General features: G+C 72.0%; 24 protein-coding genes. 9 read left to right on the top strand and 15 right to left on the bottom strand.

Going from position 1 to position 20,261, the window contains the following annotated elements; translation table 11 throughout:
• Positions 1–40: 40 nt before the first annotated feature.
• Entirely contained in the window at positions 41–967 is a 927-nt protein-coding gene (locus AB0B35_RS18545) for a carbohydrate kinase family protein (protein WP_361046720.1), read from the top strand.
• Positions 968–1,073: 106 nt separating this feature from the next.
• Here the strand turns inward: AB0B35_RS18545 and AB0B35_RS18540 are convergent, their stop codons facing one another.
• The 4 genes from AB0B35_RS18540 to AB0B35_RS18525 all read right to left on the bottom strand — a co-directional run bounded on the left by AB0B35_RS18540 (position 1,074) and on the right by AB0B35_RS18525 (position 5,187).
• Positions 1,074–1,910 carry an oxidoreductase gene (locus AB0B35_RS18540; RefSeq protein ID WP_361046718.1) on the bottom strand — a complete coding sequence of 279 codons (837 nt, stop codon included), beginning with the start codon at positions 1,908–1,910 and terminating at the stop codon, positions 1,074–1,076.
• Positions 1,911–1,947: 37 nt separating this feature from the next.
• Positions 1,948–2,565 carry a TetR/AcrR family transcriptional regulator gene (locus AB0B35_RS18535; protein WP_361046716.1) on the bottom strand — a complete coding sequence of 206 codons (618 nt, stop codon included), beginning with the start codon at positions 2,563–2,565 and terminating at the stop codon, positions 1,948–1,950.
• Between the two features lie 115 nt (positions 2,566–2,680).
• Positions 2,681–3,208 carry a GNAT family N-acetyltransferase gene (locus tag AB0B35_RS18530; RefSeq protein ID WP_361046714.1) on the bottom strand — a complete coding sequence of 176 codons (528 nt, stop codon included), beginning with the start codon at positions 3,206–3,208 and terminating at the stop codon, positions 2,681–2,683.
• Positions 3,209–3,297: 89 nt separating this feature from the next.
• Positions 3,298–5,187, bottom strand: a complete 1,890-nt coding sequence (locus tag AB0B35_RS18525; protein WP_361046711.1) for an adenylyl cyclase — start codon at positions 5,185–5,187, stop codon at positions 3,298–3,300.
• 253 nt (positions 5,188–5,440) lie between these two features.
• Between AB0B35_RS18525 and AB0B35_RS18520 the strand changes: the two genes are divergently transcribed.
• Positions 5,441–5,716: a hypothetical protein gene (locus AB0B35_RS18520; protein ID WP_361046708.1), complete on the top strand. Its 276-nt coding sequence runs from the start codon at positions 5,441–5,443 to the stop codon at positions 5,714–5,716.
• Positions 5,717–5,722: 6 nt separating this feature from the next.
• On the opposite strand, the gene AB0B35_RS18515 is transcribed toward AB0B35_RS18520, so the two are convergent.
• Positions 5,723–6,385 carry a hypothetical protein gene (locus tag AB0B35_RS18515; RefSeq protein WP_361046705.1) on the bottom strand — a complete coding sequence of 221 codons (663 nt, stop codon included), beginning with the start codon at positions 6,383–6,385 and terminating at the stop codon, positions 5,723–5,725.
• A 162-nt stretch (positions 6,386–6,547) separates the two neighbouring features.
• Here AB0B35_RS18515 and AB0B35_RS18510 point away from each other — a divergent pair, with 162 nt between their 5' ends.
• Positions 6,548–7,093, top strand: coding sequence for an EF-hand domain-containing protein (locus tag AB0B35_RS18510; protein WP_361046702.1), 546 nt, complete (start codon positions 6,548–6,550; stop codon positions 7,091–7,093).
• Between the two features lie 68 nt (positions 7,094–7,161).
• Here the strand turns inward: AB0B35_RS18510 and AB0B35_RS18505 are convergent, their stop codons facing one another.
• Positions 7,162–7,605, bottom strand: coding sequence for a hypothetical protein (locus AB0B35_RS18505; protein WP_361046701.1), 444 nt, complete (start codon positions 7,603–7,605; stop codon positions 7,162–7,164).
• A gap of 173 nt (positions 7,606–7,778) precedes the next feature.
• Between AB0B35_RS18505 and AB0B35_RS18500 the strand changes: the two genes are divergently transcribed.
• Both AB0B35_RS18500 and AB0B35_RS18495 read left to right on the top strand, forming a co-directional pair.
• Positions 7,779–9,350, top strand: coding sequence for a nucleotidyl transferase AbiEii/AbiGii toxin family protein (locus tag AB0B35_RS18500; protein ID WP_361046698.1), 1,572 nt, complete (start codon positions 7,779–7,781; stop codon positions 9,348–9,350).
• A gap of 19 nt (positions 9,351–9,369) precedes the next feature.
• On the top strand, positions 9,370–9,705 hold the full coding sequence (locus AB0B35_RS18495) for a DUF952 domain-containing protein (RefSeq protein WP_361046696.1): 336 nt from the start codon (positions 9,370–9,372) through the stop codon (positions 9,703–9,705).
• An 18-nt stretch (positions 9,706–9,723) separates the two neighbouring features.
• Here AB0B35_RS18495 and AB0B35_RS18490 read toward each other — a convergent pair whose 3' ends face one another.
• From AB0B35_RS18490 to AB0B35_RS18475, 4 genes are read right to left on the bottom strand one after another with little or no spacing between them, the layout of a single operon-like run.
• On the bottom strand, positions 9,724–10,707 hold the full coding sequence (locus AB0B35_RS18490; RefSeq protein WP_361046694.1) for a WGR domain-containing protein: 984 nt from the start codon (positions 10,705–10,707) through the stop codon (positions 9,724–9,726).
• 5 nt (positions 10,708–10,712) lie between these two features.
• Positions 10,713–11,105, bottom strand: a complete 393-nt coding sequence (locus tag AB0B35_RS18485) for a hypothetical protein (RefSeq protein ID WP_361046692.1) — start codon at positions 11,103–11,105, stop codon at positions 10,713–10,715.
• Positions 11,106–11,142: 37 nt separating this feature from the next.
• A complete protein-coding gene (locus tag AB0B35_RS18480; RefSeq protein ID WP_361046690.1) occupies positions 11,143–11,895 on the bottom strand; it encodes an SGNH/GDSL hydrolase family protein in 753 nt (250 codons plus the stop codon).
• Between the two features lie 27 nt (positions 11,896–11,922).
• Complete coding sequence (locus AB0B35_RS18475) at positions 11,923–13,254, bottom strand: MFS transporter (RefSeq protein WP_361046688.1); 1,332 nt, start codon at positions 13,252–13,254, stop codon at positions 11,923–11,925.
• A 66-nt stretch (positions 13,255–13,320) separates the two neighbouring features.
• Between AB0B35_RS18475 and AB0B35_RS18470 the strand changes: the two genes are divergently transcribed.
• The 3 genes from AB0B35_RS18470 (at position 13,321) to AB0B35_RS18460 (ending at position 16,326) form a co-directional block, all read left to right on the top strand.
• On the top strand, positions 13,321–13,965 hold the full coding sequence (locus tag AB0B35_RS18470) for a TetR/AcrR family transcriptional regulator (protein WP_361046685.1): 645 nt from the start codon (positions 13,321–13,323) through the stop codon (positions 13,963–13,965).
• Between the two features lie 158 nt (positions 13,966–14,123).
• Positions 14,124–15,464 carry an NAD(P)-binding domain-containing protein gene (locus AB0B35_RS18465; protein WP_361046682.1) on the top strand — a complete coding sequence of 447 codons (1,341 nt, stop codon included), beginning with the start codon at positions 14,124–14,126 and terminating at the stop codon, positions 15,462–15,464.
• A gap of 46 nt (positions 15,465–15,510) precedes the next feature.
• The gene (locus tag AB0B35_RS18460) at positions 15,511–16,326 is read left to right on the top strand and encodes an SDR family oxidoreductase (protein ID WP_361046680.1); all 816 of its coding nucleotides are present in this window, start codon (positions 15,511–15,513) and stop codon (positions 16,324–16,326) included.
• A gap of 164 nt (positions 16,327–16,490) precedes the next feature.
• Here the strand turns inward: AB0B35_RS18460 and AB0B35_RS18455 are convergent, their stop codons facing one another.
• Complete coding sequence (locus tag AB0B35_RS18455) at positions 16,491–16,865, bottom strand: S24 family peptidase (RefSeq protein ID WP_361046677.1); 375 nt, start codon at positions 16,863–16,865, stop codon at positions 16,491–16,493.
• A 159-nt stretch (positions 16,866–17,024) separates the two neighbouring features.
• On the opposite strand from AB0B35_RS18455, the gene AB0B35_RS18450 reads away from it, so the two are divergent.
• The gene (locus AB0B35_RS18450; RefSeq protein ID WP_361046675.1) at positions 17,025–18,056 is read left to right on the top strand and encodes a PHB depolymerase family esterase; all 1,032 of its coding nucleotides are present in this window, start codon (positions 17,025–17,027) and stop codon (positions 18,054–18,056) included.
• 82 nt (positions 18,057–18,138) lie between these two features.
• On the opposite strand, the gene AB0B35_RS18445 is transcribed toward AB0B35_RS18450, so the two are convergent.
• From AB0B35_RS18445 to AB0B35_RS18430, 4 genes are all read right to left on the bottom strand, one after another.
• Entirely contained in the window at positions 18,139–19,119 is a 981-nt protein-coding gene (locus AB0B35_RS18445; protein WP_361046673.1) for a pentapeptide repeat-containing protein, read from the bottom strand.
• Positions 19,120–19,288: 169 nt separating this feature from the next.
• Complete coding sequence (locus AB0B35_RS18440) at positions 19,289–19,483, bottom strand: helix-turn-helix domain-containing protein (RefSeq protein ID WP_361046671.1); 195 nt, start codon at positions 19,481–19,483, stop codon at positions 19,289–19,291.
• The gene (locus AB0B35_RS18435; protein WP_361046669.1) at positions 19,480–20,046 is read right to left on the bottom strand and encodes a hypothetical protein; all 567 of its coding nucleotides are present in this window, start codon (positions 20,044–20,046) and stop codon (positions 19,480–19,482) included. Before AB0B35_RS18435 ends, AB0B35_RS18440 begins: the two co-directional genes overlap by 4 nt.
• An 11-nt stretch (positions 20,047–20,057) precedes the next feature.
• The coding region (locus tag AB0B35_RS18430) for a hypothetical protein (protein WP_361046666.1) at positions 20,058–20,261 on the bottom strand (204 nt) is incomplete at its 5' end.

Below are 20,261 nucleotides of genomic sequence, written 5' to 3'. Positions count from 1 at the left end.
CTCCGGGTAAAACGGTCACACATCGGGGAGGCGGTCAGCCATGTCCAGCTATGACGTACTGGTGCTCGGCGGGGTCGGCGTGGACACCATCGTGCAGGTCCCCGAGCTGGCGGTCCCGCCGGGTGACTTCCTTCCGGTGTCGCCGATCCGCGACTACGTCGCGCACTCCGGCAACGGCGTCGCGCTGGGCTTCCACGCGCTGGGCCTGCGTACCAAGCTGATCGACTTCCTCGGCGACGACATGCTCGGCGCCATGGTGCTGGCCCGCTACGCCGAACTCGGCCTGGACTTCAGCCACATCACCGCCCCGAACGGCACCCCGCGGGCCGTGAACCTGGTCGACAAGGCCGGCCACCGCTTCTCGTTCTTCGACGGCCGCCACCCCCACGACCTGGTGCTGCCGCCGGACTTCTACCTGCCGTTCCTGCAGCGCACCCGGCACGCCCACATCGCCGGGCACCGGGCCGCGGGCGCGTTCGCCGACGCCCACCGGCTGGGCGTCACCACCTCCACCGACCTGCACGCGTGGGACGGCGAACTCGACTGGGTATGGCCATTGGCCCGCGCCGCCGACCTGGTGTTCCTCAGCGCCCAGGCGGCCCCGGAGCGCATCGACGACATCCTGCTGGCGGTGCTCGGCTCCGGCCGGGCGCAGGTGGTCGTCGCGACCGACGGGGCGGCCGGCTGCCGCGTCGCCACCAGGGACACCCCGGAGGTATGCCGGTATCCGGCGGTCGCTCCTGAGCGGCCCGTCATCGACAGCAACGGCGCGGGCGACGGCTTCAGCACCGCTTTCATGAGCCGGTGGCTGATCGGCCGCCCGATCGAGGAGTGCGTGCTGGCCGGATCCGTGTCGGGCGCGTTCGCCTGCGGCGCGCCCGGCACCCACGAGGAACTGATCACCGCCGACCAGCTCACCGCAGCGGTGGAACGCGCCAGAACCCGGACGGCCCGCACACCGACCTGACACCGACCGGAACGCGGTTTCGGGGAAACTGCGGCAATCGAACGTCGCGTTGCTGCTGTTTCCCCGAACCGCAACCGGCGTCGGCCGACGCGCCCACCGGAACCGGTCAGGATTCGGCCGGGTAGTCCGTGGAGACGGTGACGTCGGCCCACTTCTCGGTCTCGGCGGCGCGGGACGCCGCGGACTCGCGGGCCCGGTTCAGGGCGTCGGAGCCGAGCAGCAGCCGCAGCGGCGGATCGGCGGAGTCGGCGAGGTCGATGACCACCTTCGCGGCCCGGACCGGGTCGCCGGGTTCGACGTACTGCTCCCGGAATTTCAGCATCGCGCCGACCGACGGCTCGTAGTCCGGCCCGATCGGGGCCGCGAGCTGCGACGCCCCGCCGCCCCACTTGGTGCGGAACCCGCCCGGCTCCACGATGGTGACCTTCACCCCGAACGGCCGCACCTCGTTCGCGAGCACCTCGGAGTAGCCCTCGACACCGAACTTCGCGGTCTGGTACGCCCCCAGCCCCGGCGTGCCGCCGGCCCGTCCGCCGATGGACGAGAACTGGATGACGTGGCCGTGCCGCTGCGCGCGCAGCACGGGCAGCGCGGCCTTGGTGACGTTCACGACGCCGAAGAGGTTCGTCTCGATCTGGGCGCGGAAGTCCTCGTCCGGCGTCTCCTCCAGCGAACCGGACACGGCGTAGCCCGCGTTGTTCACGAGGATGTCGAGACTGCCGAACGCGTCGACGGTCGCCTGCACGGCGGCTCGCGAGGCCGCGGGGTCGGTGACGTCCAGGGTCACCGCGCGGATCTGGTCGCCGTACTTGCGGACCAGCTCGTCGAGGGTTTCGGGCCTGCGGGCCGTGGCGACGACGTTGTCGCCGTGCTCCAGCACGGCCCGGGTGAGTTCGTAGCCGAAACCGCTGGAGGTTCCGGTGATGAGCCAGTTCTTCGCCATGAGTCCCCCTGTTGATCTGTTCAAGGCGGTGTCTTCGTCAGCGTGGGTCCGGGTCGTCCACCCAGGCCGGGACCAGGCCGGCGAGCACGTCGACCAGGTCGTCGCGCGGGCACGGGTCCGGATCGGTGACCCAGTGCACGATCGCGGCGGCCAGGCCGTGGCCGAGGAACACGGCGGTCGTCGCCAGTTCACCCGGCGGCCGCGCCGGGGCGATCCGCAAGCGCTGGAAGTAGTACCCGATGTTGTCGGCGAGCTGCTGCCCGAACCGGGCCGTCGCGGCGCCGCCCTCGGCCGAGCCGAACACGGCCAGCAGCTCGGCGCGCTGGCCCTCGACCTGGTCGAGGATGTGCCCGAGCACGATCCGGGAGGCGTGCCGCCCGGTGGCCTCGCCGATCAACCGCACCTGCACGTCCTGCTCGGAGATCGCCCGCAGGGCCTGCTCCAGGACGTACACCGCCAGGCTGCCCGTGGTGTCGAAGTGCGCGTAGAAGGAGGACCGGTTCAGGCCCGCCTCCGCCACGATCGCGCTGACCGACACCGGAGCTCCCGGGTGCCGTGCCGCGACCGCGGTGAACGCGTCCGCGAGCCGCGCCCTGGTCCGTACGGCCCGGGGGTCGCGACTGTGCGTCTCCCCGGCCTTCACTCCCGTTCCCACCAGGCCAGAGTAGCCAGCTCACGGGCACTTCGCCAACAGATGTCGGCGAAGTAGTCCTAGACCACCTCGATCTGCACCGCGACCGGGACGTTGATCACGCTGTCACGGCGCGGGCTCACCAGCGGCGAGTGAGGATCTGCCCCGGCCATTCGCGGCCGGGCTGCTCGACGGAGAAGGTGTCTCCCCTGGTGAAACCCTGCTTCTCGTAGTAGCGCACCAGTGCCCCCTCGCCCCCGGCGAAGCAGTCCAGTCTGATCAGCGCGACACCCTGGGCGAGGGCCAGTTCACGCGCACGCGCCAGCAGTGCGGCGCCGGCGCCTCGGCCTGACGTGGACCGGTCGGAGATCAGCAGCTGGACGTAGAGCTCGGGCTCCTCGGCAGGCGGCACGTACGGCAGGGCTTCGCCGACCGAGAGCGCGCCGACCACGGCTGCGTCGCGCTCGGCGATCCACAGTCCGCCGCCGCGGGCGAATCCCTCGATCTGGGCGATGCGCTTGGGGTTGGTGGAGTGCGGCTCCGAGCCCCACTGGTCCTCCCGCCCGATCGACACCAGCCACTCGGTCGCCTGGTCCATCAAGGCGAGCACAGCGGCGACATCGTCCAGGCCGCCGGAACGGATCGTCAACGGGATCGAGTCGGGCACCCGATGATCATAATGTTCCTCGCCTCGGCCGGATAGGGCTGTGGCCGGTCCGGACGTGCCCGGACCGGCCACAGCGTGCGGCACCCGACTTACGGGGCCGGGTAGTCCACGACGTACACCGGCGAGCCGATGCGGGTGGTGTCAGCCGGGTCGCCGAGGCCGTTGACCACGTGGTCGATCGTGCCGGCGCTCAGGTTGACGGTCATGATGTGGTGCAGCTTGATCCCCGGCCGGTTCGGCACCTCGAAGCCGTTCTCGGTGTGGATCGACGGGTTGTTCTGGTTGAACACGTACACGCCGCCGCCGTACAGGGTGTGCGTGCGCACGTGATCGCCGACCTTGTAACCCGCGTAGCCTTCGACGTCGCCGTTCATCCAGTCGGCCTGCGTCGGCGGGTCGTAGGGCAGCTCGTTCTGGTACAGGATCGTGCGGCCGTTCTCGCCGTTCCACACGGTGTTGTACTTCTGGAAGTGCTCGACGAACAGGCCGTTGGCGTTGACCCGGTCACCGTTGATCACCGCGCCGTACCGGCCGGTGTTGGTGTTCCACCGCTGCGTGTCGGTGAAGCCCTCCACGCCGTGGTCGCCGCGCCACACCCAGGTGTGGTCGATGAGCACGTCGTTGCTGTTGACCTGCAGCGCGGTGTCGGTCTTGCCGACGTGCGGGCCGCCGACGCGGAAGTACACGTCCGACAGCGTGGTCGGGTTGCTCGGCGTCGACCAGCGCAGCAGGTTGTGCTTGCGGCCGACGCGCAGCAGCACCGGCGACTCCTGGAGACCGGCGTCGATGGTGACGCCGGCGATGATGACGCCGGGCACGTCGGCGACGTCGAGCGGCACGGAGCCGTTGACGGCCGTCAGCGTCGCCTGGCCGAGACCCAGCACCACGGTGTCGGGACGCCACACCTCGATGCTGCGCGCGATGTCGTACACACCGGGGGTGAGCAGCAGGTGCTTGCCGAGCGCGAGGGCCACGTTGATCTTCGTGACGGAGTCGCCCGGCTTGGCGACGTAGAAGTCGCTCAGCGGCACGGTGCGGCCGGGAGTCATCCCGTCAGCCCACGAGACACCGCGGGTGTCGGTGCGCGCCGACGGCACCCGGACCTGGTACTTGCCCTGCGCGTCCACGAACAGGAACGGCTTCTCCCGGCTGACCGGGGTGGTGTCCAGTGTCGTGTAGGGCGGGTTCGGGAACGCCTCGTCGGTCGGCGCGCCGACGACGCCGGTGAAGACCTGGTTCCACACGCCGTTGGACCAGCCGGCCACCTCGCTGTTGCGGGTGAGCCACTGCTGCTGCGATCCGCTGACCACGAACGGCAGCTTCGAGTCGGCGATGAAGCCGCCGCTGGCGTACTGCGGACCCGCGGTGCAGTAGTCCATCAGCGACAGGTTCGCGCCGGTGATGTTGAGCCGGCGCATGGAGACCGCCTGCGACACGCCCCAGAAGTTGGCCGAGGCACGGCAGCCGTCCTGCCCGGCGGCGTTGACGTTGATCGTCAGGTTGGACAGGGTGCGCCAGAAGTTGACCAGCGCGAGGCAGTTGCCGGTGCCGCCGTCGGCCAGGCACCGGTTGTAGACCTCGACCTTGCCGTTGATCACCACGTCGGTCGGCGACGCACCCAGACCGGTGATCTCGGTGTAGTAGCCCACCTTGACCTGGAGCGGCTGCTCGGCTGTGCCGTAGGTGCCCGGCTTGAACAGGAACGCGTACCGGTTGGGCGCCATCTCGGCGTCGACCTGGGCCGTGTGCACCGCGTCCAGGGTGGCCTGGATCTGGCTGACCGGCATGCTCGGGTCGAAGACGGTGACGTTCGCGCCGAAGTTCGGCGTGCCGGACGACGACGGGGTCGCGGCGGCGGCCGGGCCGGTGCTGCCGGCGACCACGACGACGGCGGCGAGCGCCGTCGTCAGGCCGAGCGTCACCTTCCGGCGTCGGCGGCCCGCGGCCGGTGCCGTGGCACTGCCGGGACTCGTGCTCATCATTGCGTGCAGGTCCTCTCTGCTGGGACTGGTCGGCACGGGTGACCGCGCTCTCGCCTGTGCGAGGTAGGCCCGGCAAGCGAAAACGGCTGCCGGAGAGAGCGCTCTCCCGTGCCTGTCCCCCGGAGCGTAGCCGAGCGGACTCATTCTGGAAATCTCCGTTGTGGACGATGTCGCATCGACCGGATCGGGGTCGACAACGCGGCGTCCCACCGTCCGCCCGGTGACCTGTTGCCGACAGTCGCGTGTGGCGATGCGCCGGTATCCCGCCGACAACCGGGCCGCCCACCTCGCCGCCCTGGCCCACAGCCTGTGGGCGGCCGCGTCCCTGCGCCTCGCCCAGGGTGCCGACCTGGCAGCCGGACTCGCCCTGGTCGACGAGGCGGTCCGCCTCTACGAGGGCCTCGCTGAGGCCGATCCGCAGGCTTTCGCGGATTCCCTGCGTTCGGCCGGGACGACCCGCGACGGCATCAGCGCCGCTCTCGGCCGGGTCGAGGGCCCGCGCGATCCGCTGAGCGGACAGCCCTGACGGCGTTCACGGACAGTGCTGAACGTGCAATTCGGCGTAGTCGTGGCGGCGACGTGGATACCGGGGCCAGGCGCCCATCGGGATCTCGGTGCAGCAGTGGGTTTCCGGCTCCTGCGCGCGGTGCGCCGGGCCGTCCTCGGCCAGTTCCCGAACCTGCTCGGCGCGCAGCTCGTAGGCTTCCCTGCTGCCCGTCAGCACCAGCGTGTCCGCGGCGACGGACCACCGCAGATGGTCGCGATATCCGTGGTGCCACATGCGGTGGTGGTCGGCGGCGGGGCGGCTGGGCCACGTGCCGGTCGGCAGGGTGACATTGTGCGGGCTGCCCGCGCCGAGCCGAGCCCGCACGTCCTTCCACCGCGACGGAGGGAACGCCAGGCTGTGGTGCAGCAGCACCAGGTCCAGCGGGCGGCCCCAGTCGCACGGGTCCGCCGCTGCCGACGCGCGCAGCGGCAGGTACACGATGGTGTGCGGGGAACGGGCGGCCAGCCCCCAGGCCATCGCGAACGTCGCCGCCGAGTTCTTGTCGACGCAGAACTGCGCGCCCAGTCGACCCTCGCGGAGCCCGGCGAACGCCGGCGGCCGGGCGGGGCGCACCACCCGGTAGCGCTTTCCGCCGAGCGCGACCGTGCTGACCAGCACCGGCCATTCGCGCTCAGCCAGACGGGTCACCACGTCGTCTTCACTGTTCGCACTCCCGCAAGCCGGCTCGTCTGCATGGATCATCGGCGGGCCCGGCCGTTCGCGGCAACCGGCTTTCTCTCCGCCACCCTTCCGAATGAAGTGTGTTTGCCCGATATCGACTTTATGCGTTGGTACCCATAGATTTCGGGCATGGCTACTGAGATGCAGCTCCGCAAGCTGGACAAGGCCTTCGGCCACCTCGACAACGACCGCAGCGGCTTCGTCGAGCAGCAGGACCTGACCAACCTAGGCATACGCCTGCTGGCCGAGTTCGGCACCGCGCACGACGCGCCGAAGGCGCTGCGGATCGCCGAGGACTTCTCCACCTTCTGGCAGGAGCTGGCCAAGGCGCTGGACGTCGACCACGATCAGCGGCTCAGCCCCCAGGAATGGCGGCAGGGCATGACCGAGGCGTTCGTCCACGGGGACGCCTTCGACCGTAGCTTCCGCCCTGGCGCGCTGGCCGTGCTGCACCTGGCCGACACCGACGACGACGGGCGGGTCAGCCGGGACGAGTTCGCGACCATGCAGCGCGCCTTCGGCACCCCGGTCGGCGAGATCAACCTGGCTTTCGACAAGCTCGACGCGGACGAGGACGGCTACCTCACCATCGATGAGCTGATGCTCGGCGTCCGCCAGTTCTACATCGGAGCCGACGAGACCGCGCCCGGCAACTGGTTCTTCGGACGCGTCTGAACCCAGCCCAGAACCCCAGCCCGGTGACCAGGGGGCGTGCCGCGGCACGCCCCCTCCCGCGTTCGAGGTCAGACCTGGTCCAGCAGCATCCCGCTCGGGCCATAGCCGATCTTCCAGTCGTCGTAGACGCCGATCTCCGCGCAGGACTGGCAGCGCAGCGCGACGTAGAGCCAGCGCACGTCGTCTGATCCGTCGTCGTACAGGGAGAAGCCGACCGCGGCGGTGAACTCCTCGTGCCCGCAGTTGCACGCGCAGACCTCGACGTCGTCCTCGTCGTCCCAGTACTCCGCGCTGTCGGCGATGAACCCGTGGACGCCGCAGGCCACGCAGGTCCGGCGCACCGCACCCTCGTCGTCTGCCATGGCGGCGACCTCGAAGACCCGTCCGCCGCAGGACCGGCACACGCATTCGCGCACCTCGTGCACGGGATAGGCGTCGTCCTCGGGGCGCAGCAGGAACTCCGTCAGTTCCTCGTACGCGTCCGCTCGCGCCGTTGCGGCCGATCCGCCCATGTCGCCTCCCTTGCCGCGAACGCGCCGTCCGCGTTCACCGCGGCATCATGCATGCCTGGTCCGACAGCGCGGGCAGCCCCCTGGGGCGTGGCCCGATCTCCGCCGGTGGTAACGGACGCCCGTCGGCGAAAACAGCCGCCAAGGCAAGATCTTTCGCTTGTATGGTGTCCCCCATGCCCGCGCACCCCGACATCACCGGCGACTTCGAGATCCACCTGACCGTGTCGGAGTACCAGACGCGCGCCCTGGCCGAGTTCGCCGCACGGCATCAGGTGAAGTTCGTGCATGTGGTCCTGGATCGCGGGGCGCGGCGCTCCCAGCCGATGCTGACCCTGACCGGCAGCGGAACGCTGGCCGACCAGCACGCCCTGGCCAAGCAGTGGAGGAAGCGGCTGCGTGACGCCATGCTGCACCCGAGACGCACGAAGATCGAGGCCGCGCCGTGGTGCACGGGCGTGCCCGCCACCGACGCCGACGCCGCGGCCGAGCCCGCCGGCCGCTACTTCGAGCATCACGTGAAGCTGCTGCTGCCCGCCGAGGACGTGGCGTCCCTGCTGGCCGTTGCCACGCTGGTCGAGCAGCACGGTGCCCGGCTGTCCCGCAACGCGCGCCGAGTCCGCGACGACGGGCGGCAGGAGCGTTTCGTCACCCAGCGCTGCCACGGGGTCGGCCTCGATTCCGCCCGCGACCGGCTCGACCGGCTCATCGCCCCGCTGCGCGAGGCCTCCTGGGAGATCGCCTCCGTGGAGCAGGAGTACGTCGTGCACGATGACCGCCTCTCCCTGGACGCGGACTGGCTCGCGCTGGCTCCGGCCGCACATCCGCGAAACGACCAGCAACGCACGGCCCCACCCGGTGGGCCGAACTACCCGGCCACCTACCGGCCGCTGCCCGACACGCCCGGAGTCTCGCAGGGCGTGGCCTTCGACCCGGCGCTCAAGCAGCACCAGAGCGCCTACCGGCCGAGCGAGCCCGTGTTCGACGGCGCGGGCACGGCCCGGCAGTGGAAGCGAGCCCGCCGGCAGGCCATGACCGAGTTGCTGAACGCGGTGCAACGCACGCCGTACGCCGGGCAGCTCGTGCTGCGCGGCAGCGCCGTCATGGCCGCCTGGTTCGGCGGCGAGGCCCGCGAACCCGGCGATGTCGACTTCGTCGTGGAACCGTTCTCGATGAGCCGCAGGAGCCCCGAGGCCGCGGCGATGCTCGACGCGATCCTCGACGAGCTGCACGCCCGGCCCGGCGTGAGCCTCGACCCGAGCCGGGCTGTCCACTCCGAGATCTGGACCTACGAGCGGGCCGACGGACGCCGCCTGGTCATTCCGTTCGACGCGCCCGGCGTGCCGACCGGCTCGGTGCAGGTCGACTTCGTGTTCAACGAGCACCTGCCGATCGAGCCGGTCGCGGTGGCGCTCGACGGCGTCGACACAGTGATGCGGGCGGCCTCGCCCGCGCTGTCGCTGGCCTGGAAGCTGATGTGGCTGGCCACCGACCGATATCCGCAGGGCAAGGACCTTTACGACGCGGTGCTGCTCGCCGAGCACACGGCGGTGGAGCTGCGGCTCGTCCGCGGCCTGATCCGGCCCGAACTGGCCGAGCAGGCCGACGCCTTCACCGCCGAGTCCGTGCTGGACTGGACCGTCGACTGGGAGAACTTCATCCGCGAGTACCCGTCCATCCCCGGTGACGGCGAGGCCTGGCAGCGGCGGCTCGCCCTGGCGCTGCACCGGAGCTGGTCGGCCGCATGACGTCTGGCATGGTGGTGAGGTGCTGATCTACAAGATCCTGCTGCCGTCGGAATGGGCGGCGTTCGAACGGGCCGGACGGTTCGACGGCTCGCCGTTCGACCACGAGTCCGGGTTCATCCACCTGTCCTCGCGCGAGCAGGTCGCGGCGACCGCGCTGCGGGTGTTCGGGAACGAGCCGGAGCTCGTCGTGGCCGCCGTGGACACGCAGGCGGTCGAGGAGTCGCTGCGTTGGGAGGAGTCCCGCGACCGAGGCGTGTTCCCGCACGTGTACGGTCCACTGCCGCGCAGCGCCGTGGTTGCCGTGCACCACGTCGCAGGGGCGGCGGCGGTCGAGGAGACCCTGCCGCCGCTTTGACACCCGGTCTGCTGTCCGTCAGTTGCCGCGAACCAGGAATCGGTCGAGGTCGCCGACGGCCGGGAGGTTCGCCGCGGTCAGGTGGCGAACCTCGCCGCGGAAGTTGCGCAGTTCCAGCCAGCTCCCGGGCGCGCCGTCGGCCAGGTCGCGCAGAAAGCCGTCCAGCCGGTAGCCCGGATACACCTTGAAGGTCTGGTCCCGCAGGGGCCGCGGGCCCTGGATGTCGCAGCGCAGGTCCAGGACGGGACGGGGTTCGCGATCCCAGTCGGCGTACGGCAACGACGCGTGCCCGTGGATCCGCGCGTCGACGAATCCCTCCGAATCGGCGTCGCCGATCTCGCAGTCGTGGATCGGGAACGCTGTGGCGACCCTGGCCCTGATAGCCGGGTACACGGAAGCCGCTCCTCCGAGCGCCGGAGAGCACACCAGCGCATGGCTGAACGGCCCGGCCGGACGGTCCAGCACGATCTTGTGGTGGGACCGCCCGTCGAACGCGAGATCCCGCCGGGCCACGATGGTCTCCAGGAATGCCGCGATCAGGTCCGCGCGATGTGCTGACTCACGGACGTTGAAGCCGACGGCTCGACGGCCCTCGTCACCGAGGACCAGATAGTGGTAGAAGCCCCTGCCTGGTGAGGCGGGCCAGACCGACGCGTGGCAGACGACGTCGGTGAAGCCTGCCACCGGCAGATACTGCGGCCGGGCGATGCCGAAGGCGGGCTTGGTCTGCGCGTCGGCGATGGTGTCGACCACGAGCGCGGCCGGATCACCGACGGGCGCCGGTGGGCCGGGCACCTCGACGAATCCCTTGCGCAGCCGCTCCCTGATCTTCTTCGCCGTGTGTGCCTGGGCGTGCTGTTCGTCCCGGGCAACAGTGGTCGACCCCGTGTTCCGGCCGCCCGCCCGGCCCCAGCCGATGAAGCAGCGGATGCCCTCCTGGCGGATCTGCCAGTACTCCCGCTCGTCGCCTTCGCCGCGTTCGAAGCGCCGCCAATCCGTCATCGGTGTCAGGCCTGACCCGGAGGGGCGGGGTCAGCCTCGTCGAGCAGCGCGGCGAGTTCGTCGGGGGCTCGCATGCGCCACGCGTCGGTGACCAGTTCGGTGAGCCGGGCAGCGTCCACCCGGGGCAGCCGCAGCATGACCAGCGGGAAGCCGTCGTAGCCCGGCGTGGTGAAGAACAGGTCGGGCTCGCCGAGCAGCAGCGCCTGCTTCTCGGCCTCGTCGCCGACGTACAGCACCGCGACGTCGGTGCGGATGACGCGCGGCTTGCCGGGCAGGCGCTCCGGGTAGGACCAGACGAACCCCTTGTTCGCGACCCGGAAGTCGAAGCCTTCGCTGTCGATCTCGACCACCTCGGGCAGCGCGAGCGCCAGGCGGCGCACGTCGTCCGCGTCAGCCACCGATCCGCCTTCCCGCCGTCTGCCTCACGGCCACAGGCTAACCCCGAGGACGGACAAGAGCGCCCGTGAGGGCGTCCACGAGGTGGGCGGCCCACATCCGGTAACCGGCGGCGCTGGGGTGGAAGCCGTCCTCGGCGTAGAGGCCGGGCTCGTCGATGCGCGGGCTGGGCACGTGCAAGGCCGACGGTGTGCTCGCGGCGGCTCGGGCCAGGCGGCGGTCCAGGTGCCGGGCGTGCAGCGCCAGCAGGGCGCGGGTCGGCTGGGGCAGCGTCGGGAAGCCCGCGACGTCCGGCACGCCCGCGAGCACGATACGGCCGCCGGCGCGCAGCCGCGGCCGCAGCGCGGCAAGCAGCGCGGTGACGTCGCGCTGCCAGGCCGCAGCGGCTCGCATCTCCAGCACGTCGTTGACCCCGAGCACGACGGCGACGGCGTCGTAGGCCTCGTCGGGCAGCTGCGGGACGAGCCGTGTCAGGGTCTTGCGCGCGCTGAACCCGGTGTTGGCGCAGACCCGCCAGGCCACGGGACGGCCGCTGTGCCGGGCGAGGCCGGACGCGAGCGCGGGCGCGAGCCCGTCGGCCTGGCGGGGCACGCCGACTCCGGCCGCGGTCGACTCGCCGAGCACGAGCACGGCCAGCGGGTCCGGGCCCGGCCCGCCCTCGACGCCGTGGCGCTCCCCTGCGGCCTCAGGCAGCACGGGCGTCCGCCGGCGCACCCGGACACCCTGCGTGATCAGGATCGGCGCGACCGCGAAGGCGAGCGGCCGGCTGGCGCGTACGGCGATCTGACCCATGATCCGGATGCTAACCGCCGGGCCCGGTCACCGCAGCGTGCGGTCCAGGGTGTAGCGGCGTTGCAGCAGCATCGCGATGACCATCAGCACGGCGGGGACGACGCCGAAGCCGAGGCGGATCATGGTGTGCGCGGACTCCGACTGCACGACCTCGGTGCCCGCGCTGCTCGCGACGAAACCGCCGATGGCCAGGCAGGCCGCGTACACGTACGGCCCGAGCGCGCCGCCGGTGGCCTCGGCCGCGGTCCACACACCCGTGTAGGTGCCGGCGCGGGTGGTGCCGTCCGCGCCGCTCGCGCGGATCACGTCGGGCATCATCGAGAACGGCAGCAGCTGCATCGCGGCGAACGCGATGCCGAGCACCGCGACCGCGCCGATCAGCACGGGCAGGCCGGCCGCGCTGCCGAAGGCGAGCACGATCGAACCGGCCACGAACGCGCCCTGCGCGATGAGCAGGCCGGGCTGCTTGCCGATGCGGCGGGCCACCACGACCCAGACCGGCGTGGCGATCAGTGCCGGGGCGACGAACGCGGCGACCAGCACGGTGGTCAGGCCGGGGCGGCCGAGTTCGTACTCGGCGAAGTAGGGCACGGCGGCCAGCACCAGGTGGCTGGTGGTGGACATGGCCAGGTAGGAGCCGACGAGCCAGCGGAACTGCGGGTCGTGCAAAGCGACCAGGAGGGTACGCAGGCCCGCCGCGCCGTGCCCGCCGGTGTTCACCGGGCTCGGGGCGGCCGCGGTCAGCCGCCGCACGCCGCCGATGCCGATCAGCATGGTGACCAGCATCGACGCGCCGAGAACCAGACCCATCAGGGCGTACCCGGACCGGGTCGGGTCCTCCTTGCCCGCCAGCATCGGCGCGAGCACGCCGCTGAGCAGGATGCCGACGGTGAGCACCACCATCCGGAAGCCCATCAGGCGGGTGCGCTCGTGGTAGCCGATGGCCAGGTCGGCGGGGGTGGACAGGTAGGGCACCTGGTACGCGGCGAACAGCAGGTTGCCCGCGATGAAGGCGACGGCGACCCAGGCCGCGGCGGAGTTGCCGATCAGGCCGCCGGGCACCAGGAACAGAGCCGCGAAGGCGAGCGGCAGGCCGCAGCCGATCATCATCAGGATGCGGCGGTGGCCGCGGCGGGCCAGATCGGCGTCGGAGAGGTGGCCGACCCACGGGTGCAGCAGCACGTCGGCGATCTTCGGCAGCAGCAGCACGAACCCGGCGACCAGCGGCGCGACGGCGAGCACGTCGGTGAGGAAGTAGAGCAGCAGCAGGCCGGGTACGGTGACCCAGGTGCCCATGCCCAGTGACCCGCTCGCGAAGGCCAGCATGCCGCCGCGGGGAAGCCGCGCCGCCTCGTCCATACCCTCTCCTCGCTCTTTCGCGGGTGTAATCCAACGTTTGCTGGATAGTAGGGCACGATGGAGCGCATGACTACACCCCGACGGGGACCGGGCCGCCCCCGGCGCGCGGACCAGCGCGCCACCCCCGACGTGATCATCGAGGCGGCGGCGGGCCTGTTCGCGCGGCGCGGCTTCGACGCCGTCGGCATGCGCGAGGTCGCCGCGGCCTGCGGCGTGGACGTGGCCACGGTGCACCACCACGTCGGCACCAAGGCCGCGCTGTACGAGTGCTGCTTCGCCCGCGTCTTCGCGGCCGAGAGCGAGGCGCTGACCAGGGCCGTCGCCACCGCCCGGGAGGGGCTGGCCGCCGGACCCGGCCCGGCCATGGCCGCGCTGCACGAACTCGTCGACGTGTTCATCGACTTCCTGGAGGACCGCCCCGAGGTCACCGGCCTGTGGCTGCGCCGCTGGCTGGAACCGGACCGGCACGCCGAACTCGACCAGCGCTACAGCGAGCCGCTCTACCGGGCCGTCGAGCAGGTGCTGGCCGAGGCCGACGCGGCCGGCGTGCTCAGCGAACCGCAACCGCACCTGGCGGTGCGCAGCCTGGTCTGGTCCGTGCACGCGCACGTGGTCGGCCTGCTGTCCGGCGCGAACGGGGCCCGCCAGCGCCGCGAGTTCCGCGCCTTCGCCCACCGCTGGCTCGACCGCATGTACCCGCCCCCGGCCTGACCCCGCCAAGATCGCCCGACTTGCCAGGCAACCGGGCGAAAGCGCGCCCACGATTCGCACATCTGCCAGGCAAGTCGAGCGATCAAGGGCCGCCCGCTTGACGCGGCGACCCCTTCCGACGCAATATCCAACAGACGTTGGATTTCGGGAGGGTACGCATGACGCCACGGGTCGCCGTGATCGGAGCCGGGCCGGCCGGGTTGGCCACGCTCAAGGCACTGGCCGACCGGGGCGTGCCCGCCGTCGCCTTCGACGCCGCGGCCCAGGTCGGCGGCCTGTGGGTGTACGGCGCGCCGCATTCCTCGGCGTACCGCACGCTGCACCTGAACACCTCGCGGACCCGCACCGAGTTCGCCGACCTGCCCATGCCCGCCGACTGGCCCGACTACCCCGACCACGGCCGCATCGCCGGCTACCTGCACGACTACGCCCAGCGCTTCGGCCTGCAGGCGTCCGTGCAACTGCGGCACACCGTCACCGAGGTCGTCCGCGACGGCGCGGGCTGGCGGGTCACCGCACTCGGCCCCGACGGCACCACCACCGTGCACGTCGAGGCCGTCGTGGTCGCCAACGGGCACAACAGCCGCCCCAAGCTGCCGTCGCCGGCTTACCCGGGCGAGCTCGGCGTCGAGCAGCTGCACAGCCACGACTACCGCGGCCCCGAGCAGCTCGCCGGACGGCGGGTGCTGGTCGTCGGCGGCGGCAACTCGGCCATGGACATCGCCGTCGACGCCTCGTACGTCGCCCCGCGCACCCTGCTGTCGCTGCGCCGCGGCGTCTGGATCGTGCCCAAGCACCTGCTCGGCAAGCCGTCCGACACCCTCAACGGGGCGCTGGCCAAGCGCCTGCCGTGGCGGCTGCGCCAGCGCATCAGCCAGACCATGCTGCGCTTCGCCGTCGGCCGCCCCGCCGCGTACGGCCTGCCCGCCCCGGAGCACGGCTTCCTGCAGGACCACCCGACCCTGTCGGACTCGCTGCTGTCGCGCATCACCCACGGCGAGATCGGCGTCCGGCCCGCGATCGCCCGCTTCGACGGCGACCGCGCGCACTTCGCCGACGGCCGCGCCGACGAGATCGACCTGGTCGTCTGGTGCACCGGCTACGACATCGACCTGCCGTTCCTCGACCCGGCACTGCTCGGCGACGGCGCGGACCGGCTGCCGCTGTTCCGGCACGTGTTCCACCAGCAGGCCCCCGGCCTGATGTTCGTCGGCCTGATGCAGTCCACCGGCTCGGCGCTGCCCGTCGTCGAGGCCCAGGCCCGGCTCGCCGCCGCCCACCTGGCCGGGCAGTACGCGCTGCCCGACGCCGCCGGGCAGGCCGCCGACATCGCCGCCGAGCACCGCGCCGCCCGCGACCGCTGGGGCGAGCGCCGCCCCGCCATGCGCATCGACTTCGACGCCTACCTCGCGCTCGCCGCGAAGGAGCTGACCGACGGCGCGGCCCGCGCCCGCCGCGGCCAGGGCGTCACCTGGACCAGCTCGGCTGCCGTCCGATGAGCACATCCACCGGCCGCCCGGCCCGCACACCGCAGGAGACCGCTCGATGACCACCCTCAACGGCCGGCGCGTCATCGTCACCGGCGCGAACGGCACCTTCGGCCGCCTGCTGTGCGCGCGGCTGGAGCTGGCCGGGGCCCGCGTCGTCGGCCTCGACCTGCGAGCGGACATGGTCGGCACCTCGCCGGTCATCGCCTGCGACCTGACCGACGGTGCCGCCGTGCCCGGCGCGGTCGCCCAGGCGGTCGAGACGCTCGGCGGCCTCGACCTGCTCATCAACAACGCGGGCGTCGGCGGGCCCGCCCCGGCCGAGCTGGCACCCGGTGACGCCGCCCGCAGGCAGCTCGACGTGAACCTGATGGCCGCCTGGCACACCACCGCCGCGGCCGTGCCCGCCCTGGAACGCAGCCGGGGCCGGGTGGTGTTCGTGTCCAGCCGCATGGCGCTGCTGCCGCTGCCGCTCGCCGCCGCGTACGGCGTCAGCAAGCGCGCCCTGGTCGCGTACGCCGACGCGCTGCGGCTGGAGGTCGGCACGCACATCGGCGTCAGCGTCGTCTACCCGAGCATGGTCGCGTCCCCGATCCACGACGCGTCCGCCCAGGCCGGCCTGTCCCTGCAGGGCGTGTCCCGGTACGAGCCGGTCGAGGGCGTGGTGGCCGCGATCCTGCGCGCCGCGACCGCCCGCAGGGCACCGCGCGACGTGGCCACCACCGGCCGCGGCCGGTTCGAGCTGTTCCTGGCCCGGCACCTGCCCTCGGTGACCGGCGCGATCGTGCGCCGCACCATCGCCAAGCGCGTCGCCGCCGGCGACCTGGACCAGGCCCCACTGGCGGCGGGCATGCGCCGCCGCGCCGGCCGCTGACCGGCGGCAGCCGCGGAGCGGCCGAGGCCGCGGCGATGATCGCCGTTTGAGGTCAGAACGTGCGGTCGGACCGCAGATCATGTCCTGAAACCCTGGATACTTGAGGTGGGTCAGCTTGGCCGCCGCGCCGCTGGTGTCAATACTGGACCCGGGGCAGGGCGCGGTCAATGCCATACTTGCATTCGTCTATGTGATTGGCTGCCTGAGCTTGCCGTCCAGCCGCGGCCGCACCGCCCCTCGACCTCGGTGCAGATGCCGAAGACGCGGGCCTGGCCGGTCCAGCCGTTGACCCGGCCGCGGTTGTTGCTGATCTGCACCCGCCCGGCCGCCGCGTCCACGGCCGACACCAGGTGCAGGTAGACCGTGCCCGCGACGCGGGCCAGCACGATGTCGCCGACCTGGACCGCAGCCGGGTCCACGGGCGCGACGGTCACCAGGTCGCGGCTGCGGATCAGCGGGACCATCGAGTTGCCGGTGGGCCGGAACCGCACGGTCGCCCCGGCGGCCACCCGCGTGGCGACGCTGTCGAGCATTCCCATGGGCCACAGGATGCCCGGGCGCGCCCGGACCGGGCCAACGATATAGCGCATGGCGGCGGGAGCCATCCCCGGACATCGAAACATGTGGACGGCGCGGCTGGAGGCCGGCGCGGCCCGCGCCTACGGTGACGCCACCCCTGTCACCGGAAGGAGCCGGCCATGTCACCACGTGTCCGCGCTGGCGTCGCGGTCGCCGCCGCGCTACTGGTCGTTTTCGGATCCGCCGCGCCCGCCGCCGCCGCGACGCCTTACACGGTGCCGCCCGTCGCCGGCACCCTGAAGACCTACAACATCTCCAGCGTGTACGTCGCCGGCGTCTCCTCCGGCGGCTACATGGCCACCCAGCTGCACGTGGCCTACTCGGGCCGGATCAAGGGCGCGGCCGTGTTCGCCGCCGGGCCCTACTACTGCGCGCAGTACAACGCGAGCCGGGCGCTCTACGCGTGCGGCGACAACCTGTGGTCGACGCAGCTGAGCAGTCTGCAGTCGTACACCTCGCTGTGGTCGGGCTACGGCTGGATCGACCCGCCGTCGTCGCTGTCCGGCGACCCGGTGTACGTCTACCACGGCGGCAACGACAGCACCGTGAAGAAATCGGTCACCGACGACCTGGTGCGGTACTACCAGCACTTCGGCGCAAGCGTGTCCTACGACTCGGGCAGCTCGGCCGGGCACGCCTGGGTCACGCCGTACGGCACGGGCGGCTGCACGGCCACCGCGTCGCCGTACCTCAACGACTGCGGCACCGACCCGCAGAACGCCATGCTCGCCAAGCTGTACGGCGCGGTGAACGCCCGCAACACGGGCCCGCTCACCGGCTCGCTGATCCGCTTCGACCAGAACACGTTCGCGGTCAACGGGTTCGCGGCCGGGCTGAGCATGGGCAGCAGCGGCTTCGCGTACGTGCCGAGCAGCTGCGCGGCCGGTCAGAGCTGCCGTCTGCTGGTCGCCCTGCACGGTTGCGCCCAGGGCTACGACGCGGTCGGCACCGCCTTCGTCGACCGCGCCAACCTCAACCAGTACGCCGACACCAACAACACCGTCGTCCTCTACCCCCAGGCCACCGCCTCCGCCGTGAACCCGTACGGCTGCTGGGACTGGTGGGGCTACCTCGGCTACACCAACTACCCCATCAAAGGCGGCCTCCAACTCGAAACCCTCATGAACATGATCCGCCGCCTCGACGGCTGACCCGATCTGTTCCGCAACTCTGAAAACGTCGTGGCCTCCAAGTGATCTGGAGGCCACGACTTTTTCAGAGTTGCCGCAGGGGTCAGGTGAGCAGGACGCGGAGGAGGAGGGCGGCTTCGGGGTCGATGAGGGTGCGCATGTCGATGAGGGCCTGGTCGGCGCCGCCGGCGACGCCCATGAACTTGCGCAGGTGCTGCAGGCGGCCGCGGGCCTCCTGGGCGGCGTGGTCGTCGCGGTCCGCCAGGCGCTGCAGGCCCGCCTCGACCCGGGCCACGCCGCGGACCACGACCAGGGCCGGGTGGTCGGGCAGGGTGACCCGGTCGAAGCTGACGCCGCGGAAGTCGACGTCGTCGAACGCGGTCACGCCGCGCATGTCGACGTCCTGCATGGGGTTGGGGCCCAGGTCGCGCTCGGGTTCGAGGACGCGGCCGTCGAAGACGACCTCGCGCAGCACCCCGGCGAACCGGCAGCGGACCAGGCTGGCCTGCCAGAAGTTGGTGCATTCGAGCTGGGCGTGGGCGAAGTCGACGTCGGTGAACGAGGCGACGCCGCAGCCGAGCCGGGACAGGTCGGCGTGGCGGAAGTCGACGTCGCGCAGCCGGTTGCCGCGCCCGGCGTACCAGCCGCCGACCGACGAGCGGGCCAGGTCCGCGGCGAGGAACGAGGTGGCGCTGACGTCGGTGGCCCACATCCGCAGCCCGACGCAGTGCGCCCCGTCGAACAGGCTGTTGTCGATCACGCAGCCGAACAGCCGCAGCCGCGGCAGGTGCGCGCCGCGCAGGTCGAGGTCGACCAGGCGGGCCCGCTGGAACTCCAGCGTCGCCGCGACGTCGGAGAACTCGAAGGTGAACGACATCCCGCCGGACTGGCGGGTGGTGCTGTCCGGTTCGGCGGCACGGGGCTCGGGCGCGCCGAGACCGCGCAGATCCCACCGGCCGTCGATGCGATCCAGGGCCAGGCCGTCGAGGCGCTCCCCCGCCCGCAACCGGCGGATGACCTCGGCCTGCAACTCCGGCCCGCCGGGCCCGAGCCAGCGCTCGACGAGCGCCTCATCGTTGAGCATGCGGGACCCCTCGCATCGACAACGCCGCATGACGAGCCGCTCGGGGCGCAGCTCAACGGGTCGTTGGCGATCAAAAGTAGGACGCCGTGCCCGGTTACTCAACAGGTCACCGACCGATATGTCGGATAGGTCCGACCGCGTTACCGAACCTTGACCTGACATGGGATCTTCACCGCAGCAGCGGCAGCTCGTCACCGACGGTGACGCCGTTGAGCAGGGACCTGCCGAGCGGAGTGACCGAGTGCAGCATCGACGTTCCGGACCGCTGCGAGGCGATCAGGTTCGCGGCGCGCAGCGCCGTGGCGTGCTGGCTCGCGCTCGGCGCGGACACGTTCGCCCGCCGGGCGAGCGCTCCGGTGCTCACCGGGCCCGCCGCGACCACTTCGAGCACCGCGGCCCGGGTCCGGCCCAGCAGCGCTGCCAGCGAGGCGTGCGAGGGGCCGGCCGGCTCGCCCCAGATCCGCGCCGCCTGCCGCACGTCGCGCACCGCGGGATAGACCAGCACCCGGGTCCGCTGATCCAGTGACGTGTAGAGCTGCGGCGCGGGCCAGCAGAAGACCGACGGCGCGAGCAGCAGCCCGCCTCTCCCACGCCCTCGCTCAGCAGGACCCGGCCGAACTCGGCCTGCTCGTCGTCGAGCACCCCGGCGATCCGGCCGGCGGTGCCCGCGATCGCCGCGTGCTGCAGTTCGCGCAGGGCCAGGACGAGATCACGACGGGCCTCGTGGTCCCCCGCGACCAGCTCGCGCAGCCAGGTGGGCACCGGACGCCCGCGTGACCGGGCCACGCCCAGCTCGGCGTTGAGCTGGCGCTGCGGCAGGGCGAGCAGGTTCTCCGCGGCCTGCTCGGCGGTCGCCTCCACCCCGGCCAGCGTGATCAGATCGACGGGCAGTTCCCCGTACGGGAACAGCCAGGCCGCCGTGTGCACCGCCCGCGGGGTCAGCCGCGCCTTCGCGTCGGCCCGCCACCGCCCGTAGAGGTGGCCGGCGTCGCGGGCCGCCAGCGCGGGCGCGGCCAGCTGCGCCAGTGCCAGGGGACTGAGCCGGACCGGCGCTGGCCCAGGTGCGCACCGCCGACGACCGGGTGTACGACCTGACCGCGCAGCGCGAAGGCATCCTCCTGGAGCACCGCGTCGCGGCCGGG

It is taken from the genome of Catellatospora sp. NPDC049133 (assembly GCF_040648455.1).
GTDB lineage: Bacteria > Actinomycetota > Actinomycetes > Mycobacteriales > Micromonosporaceae > Catellatospora > Catellatospora aurea.
The sequence above is the reverse complement of the archived record's forward strand: the minus strand, read 5'-3'. Positions and strand labels throughout refer to the sequence as shown.

What these genes read in the sequence shown, in the direction of transcription:
- AB0B35_RS18500 (WP_361046698.1), top strand. Translation starts at nt 7,779, where the DNA reads ATGCCCGCGCACCCCGACATCACCGGCGACTTCGAGATCCACCTGACC.
- AB0B35_RS18480 (WP_361046690.1), bottom strand. Translation starts at nt 11,895, where the DNA reads ATGGGTCAGATCGCCGTACGCGCCAGCCGGCCGCTCGCCTTCGCGGTC.
- AB0B35_RS18520 (WP_361046708.1), top strand. Translation starts at nt 5,441, where the DNA reads ATGCGCCGGTATCCCGCCGACAACCGGGCCGCCCACCTCGCCGCCCTG.
- AB0B35_RS18470 (WP_361046685.1), top strand. Translation starts at nt 13,321, where the DNA reads ATGACTACACCCCGACGGGGACCGGGCCGCCCCCGGCGCGCGGACCAG.
- AB0B35_RS18445 (WP_361046673.1), bottom strand. Translation starts at nt 19,119, where the DNA reads ATGCTCAACGATGAGGCGCTCGTCGAGCGCTGGCTCGGGCCCGGCGGG.
- AB0B35_RS18540 (WP_361046718.1), bottom strand. Translation starts at nt 1,910, where the DNA reads ATGGCGAAGAACTGGCTCATCACCGGAACCTCCAGCGGTTTCGGCTAC.
- AB0B35_RS18505 (WP_361046701.1), bottom strand. Translation starts at nt 7,605, where the DNA reads ATGGGCGGATCGGCCGCAACGGCGCGAGCGGACGCGTACGAGGAACTG.
- AB0B35_RS18490 (WP_361046694.1), bottom strand. Translation starts at nt 10,707, where the DNA reads ATGACGGATTGGCGGCGCTTCGAACGCGGCGAAGGCGACGAGCGGGAG.
- AB0B35_RS18465 (WP_361046682.1), top strand. Translation starts at nt 14,124, where the DNA reads ATGACGCCACGGGTCGCCGTGATCGGAGCCGGGCCGGCCGGGTTGGCC.
- AB0B35_RS18455 (WP_361046677.1), bottom strand. Translation starts at nt 16,865, where the DNA reads ATGGGAATGCTCGACAGCGTCGCCACGCGGGTGGCCGCCGGGGCGACC.
- AB0B35_RS18510 (WP_361046702.1), top strand. Translation starts at nt 6,548, where the DNA reads ATGGCTACTGAGATGCAGCTCCGCAAGCTGGACAAGGCCTTCGGCCAC.
- AB0B35_RS18450 (WP_361046675.1), top strand. Translation starts at nt 17,025, where the DNA reads ATGTCACCACGTGTCCGCGCTGGCGTCGCGGTCGCCGCCGCGCTACTG.
- AB0B35_RS18475 (WP_361046688.1), bottom strand. Translation starts at nt 13,254, where the DNA reads ATGGACGAGGCGGCGCGGCTTCCCCGCGGCGGCATGCTGGCCTTCGCG.
- AB0B35_RS18525 (WP_361046711.1), bottom strand. Translation starts at nt 5,187, where the DNA reads ATGAGCACGAGTCCCGGCAGTGCCACGGCACCGGCCGCGGGCCGCCGA.
- AB0B35_RS18545 (WP_361046720.1), top strand. Translation starts at nt 41, where the DNA reads ATGTCCAGCTATGACGTACTGGTGCTCGGCGGGGTCGGCGTGGACACC.
- AB0B35_RS18460 (WP_361046680.1), top strand. Translation starts at nt 15,511, where the DNA reads ATGACCACCCTCAACGGCCGGCGCGTCATCGTCACCGGCGCGAACGGC.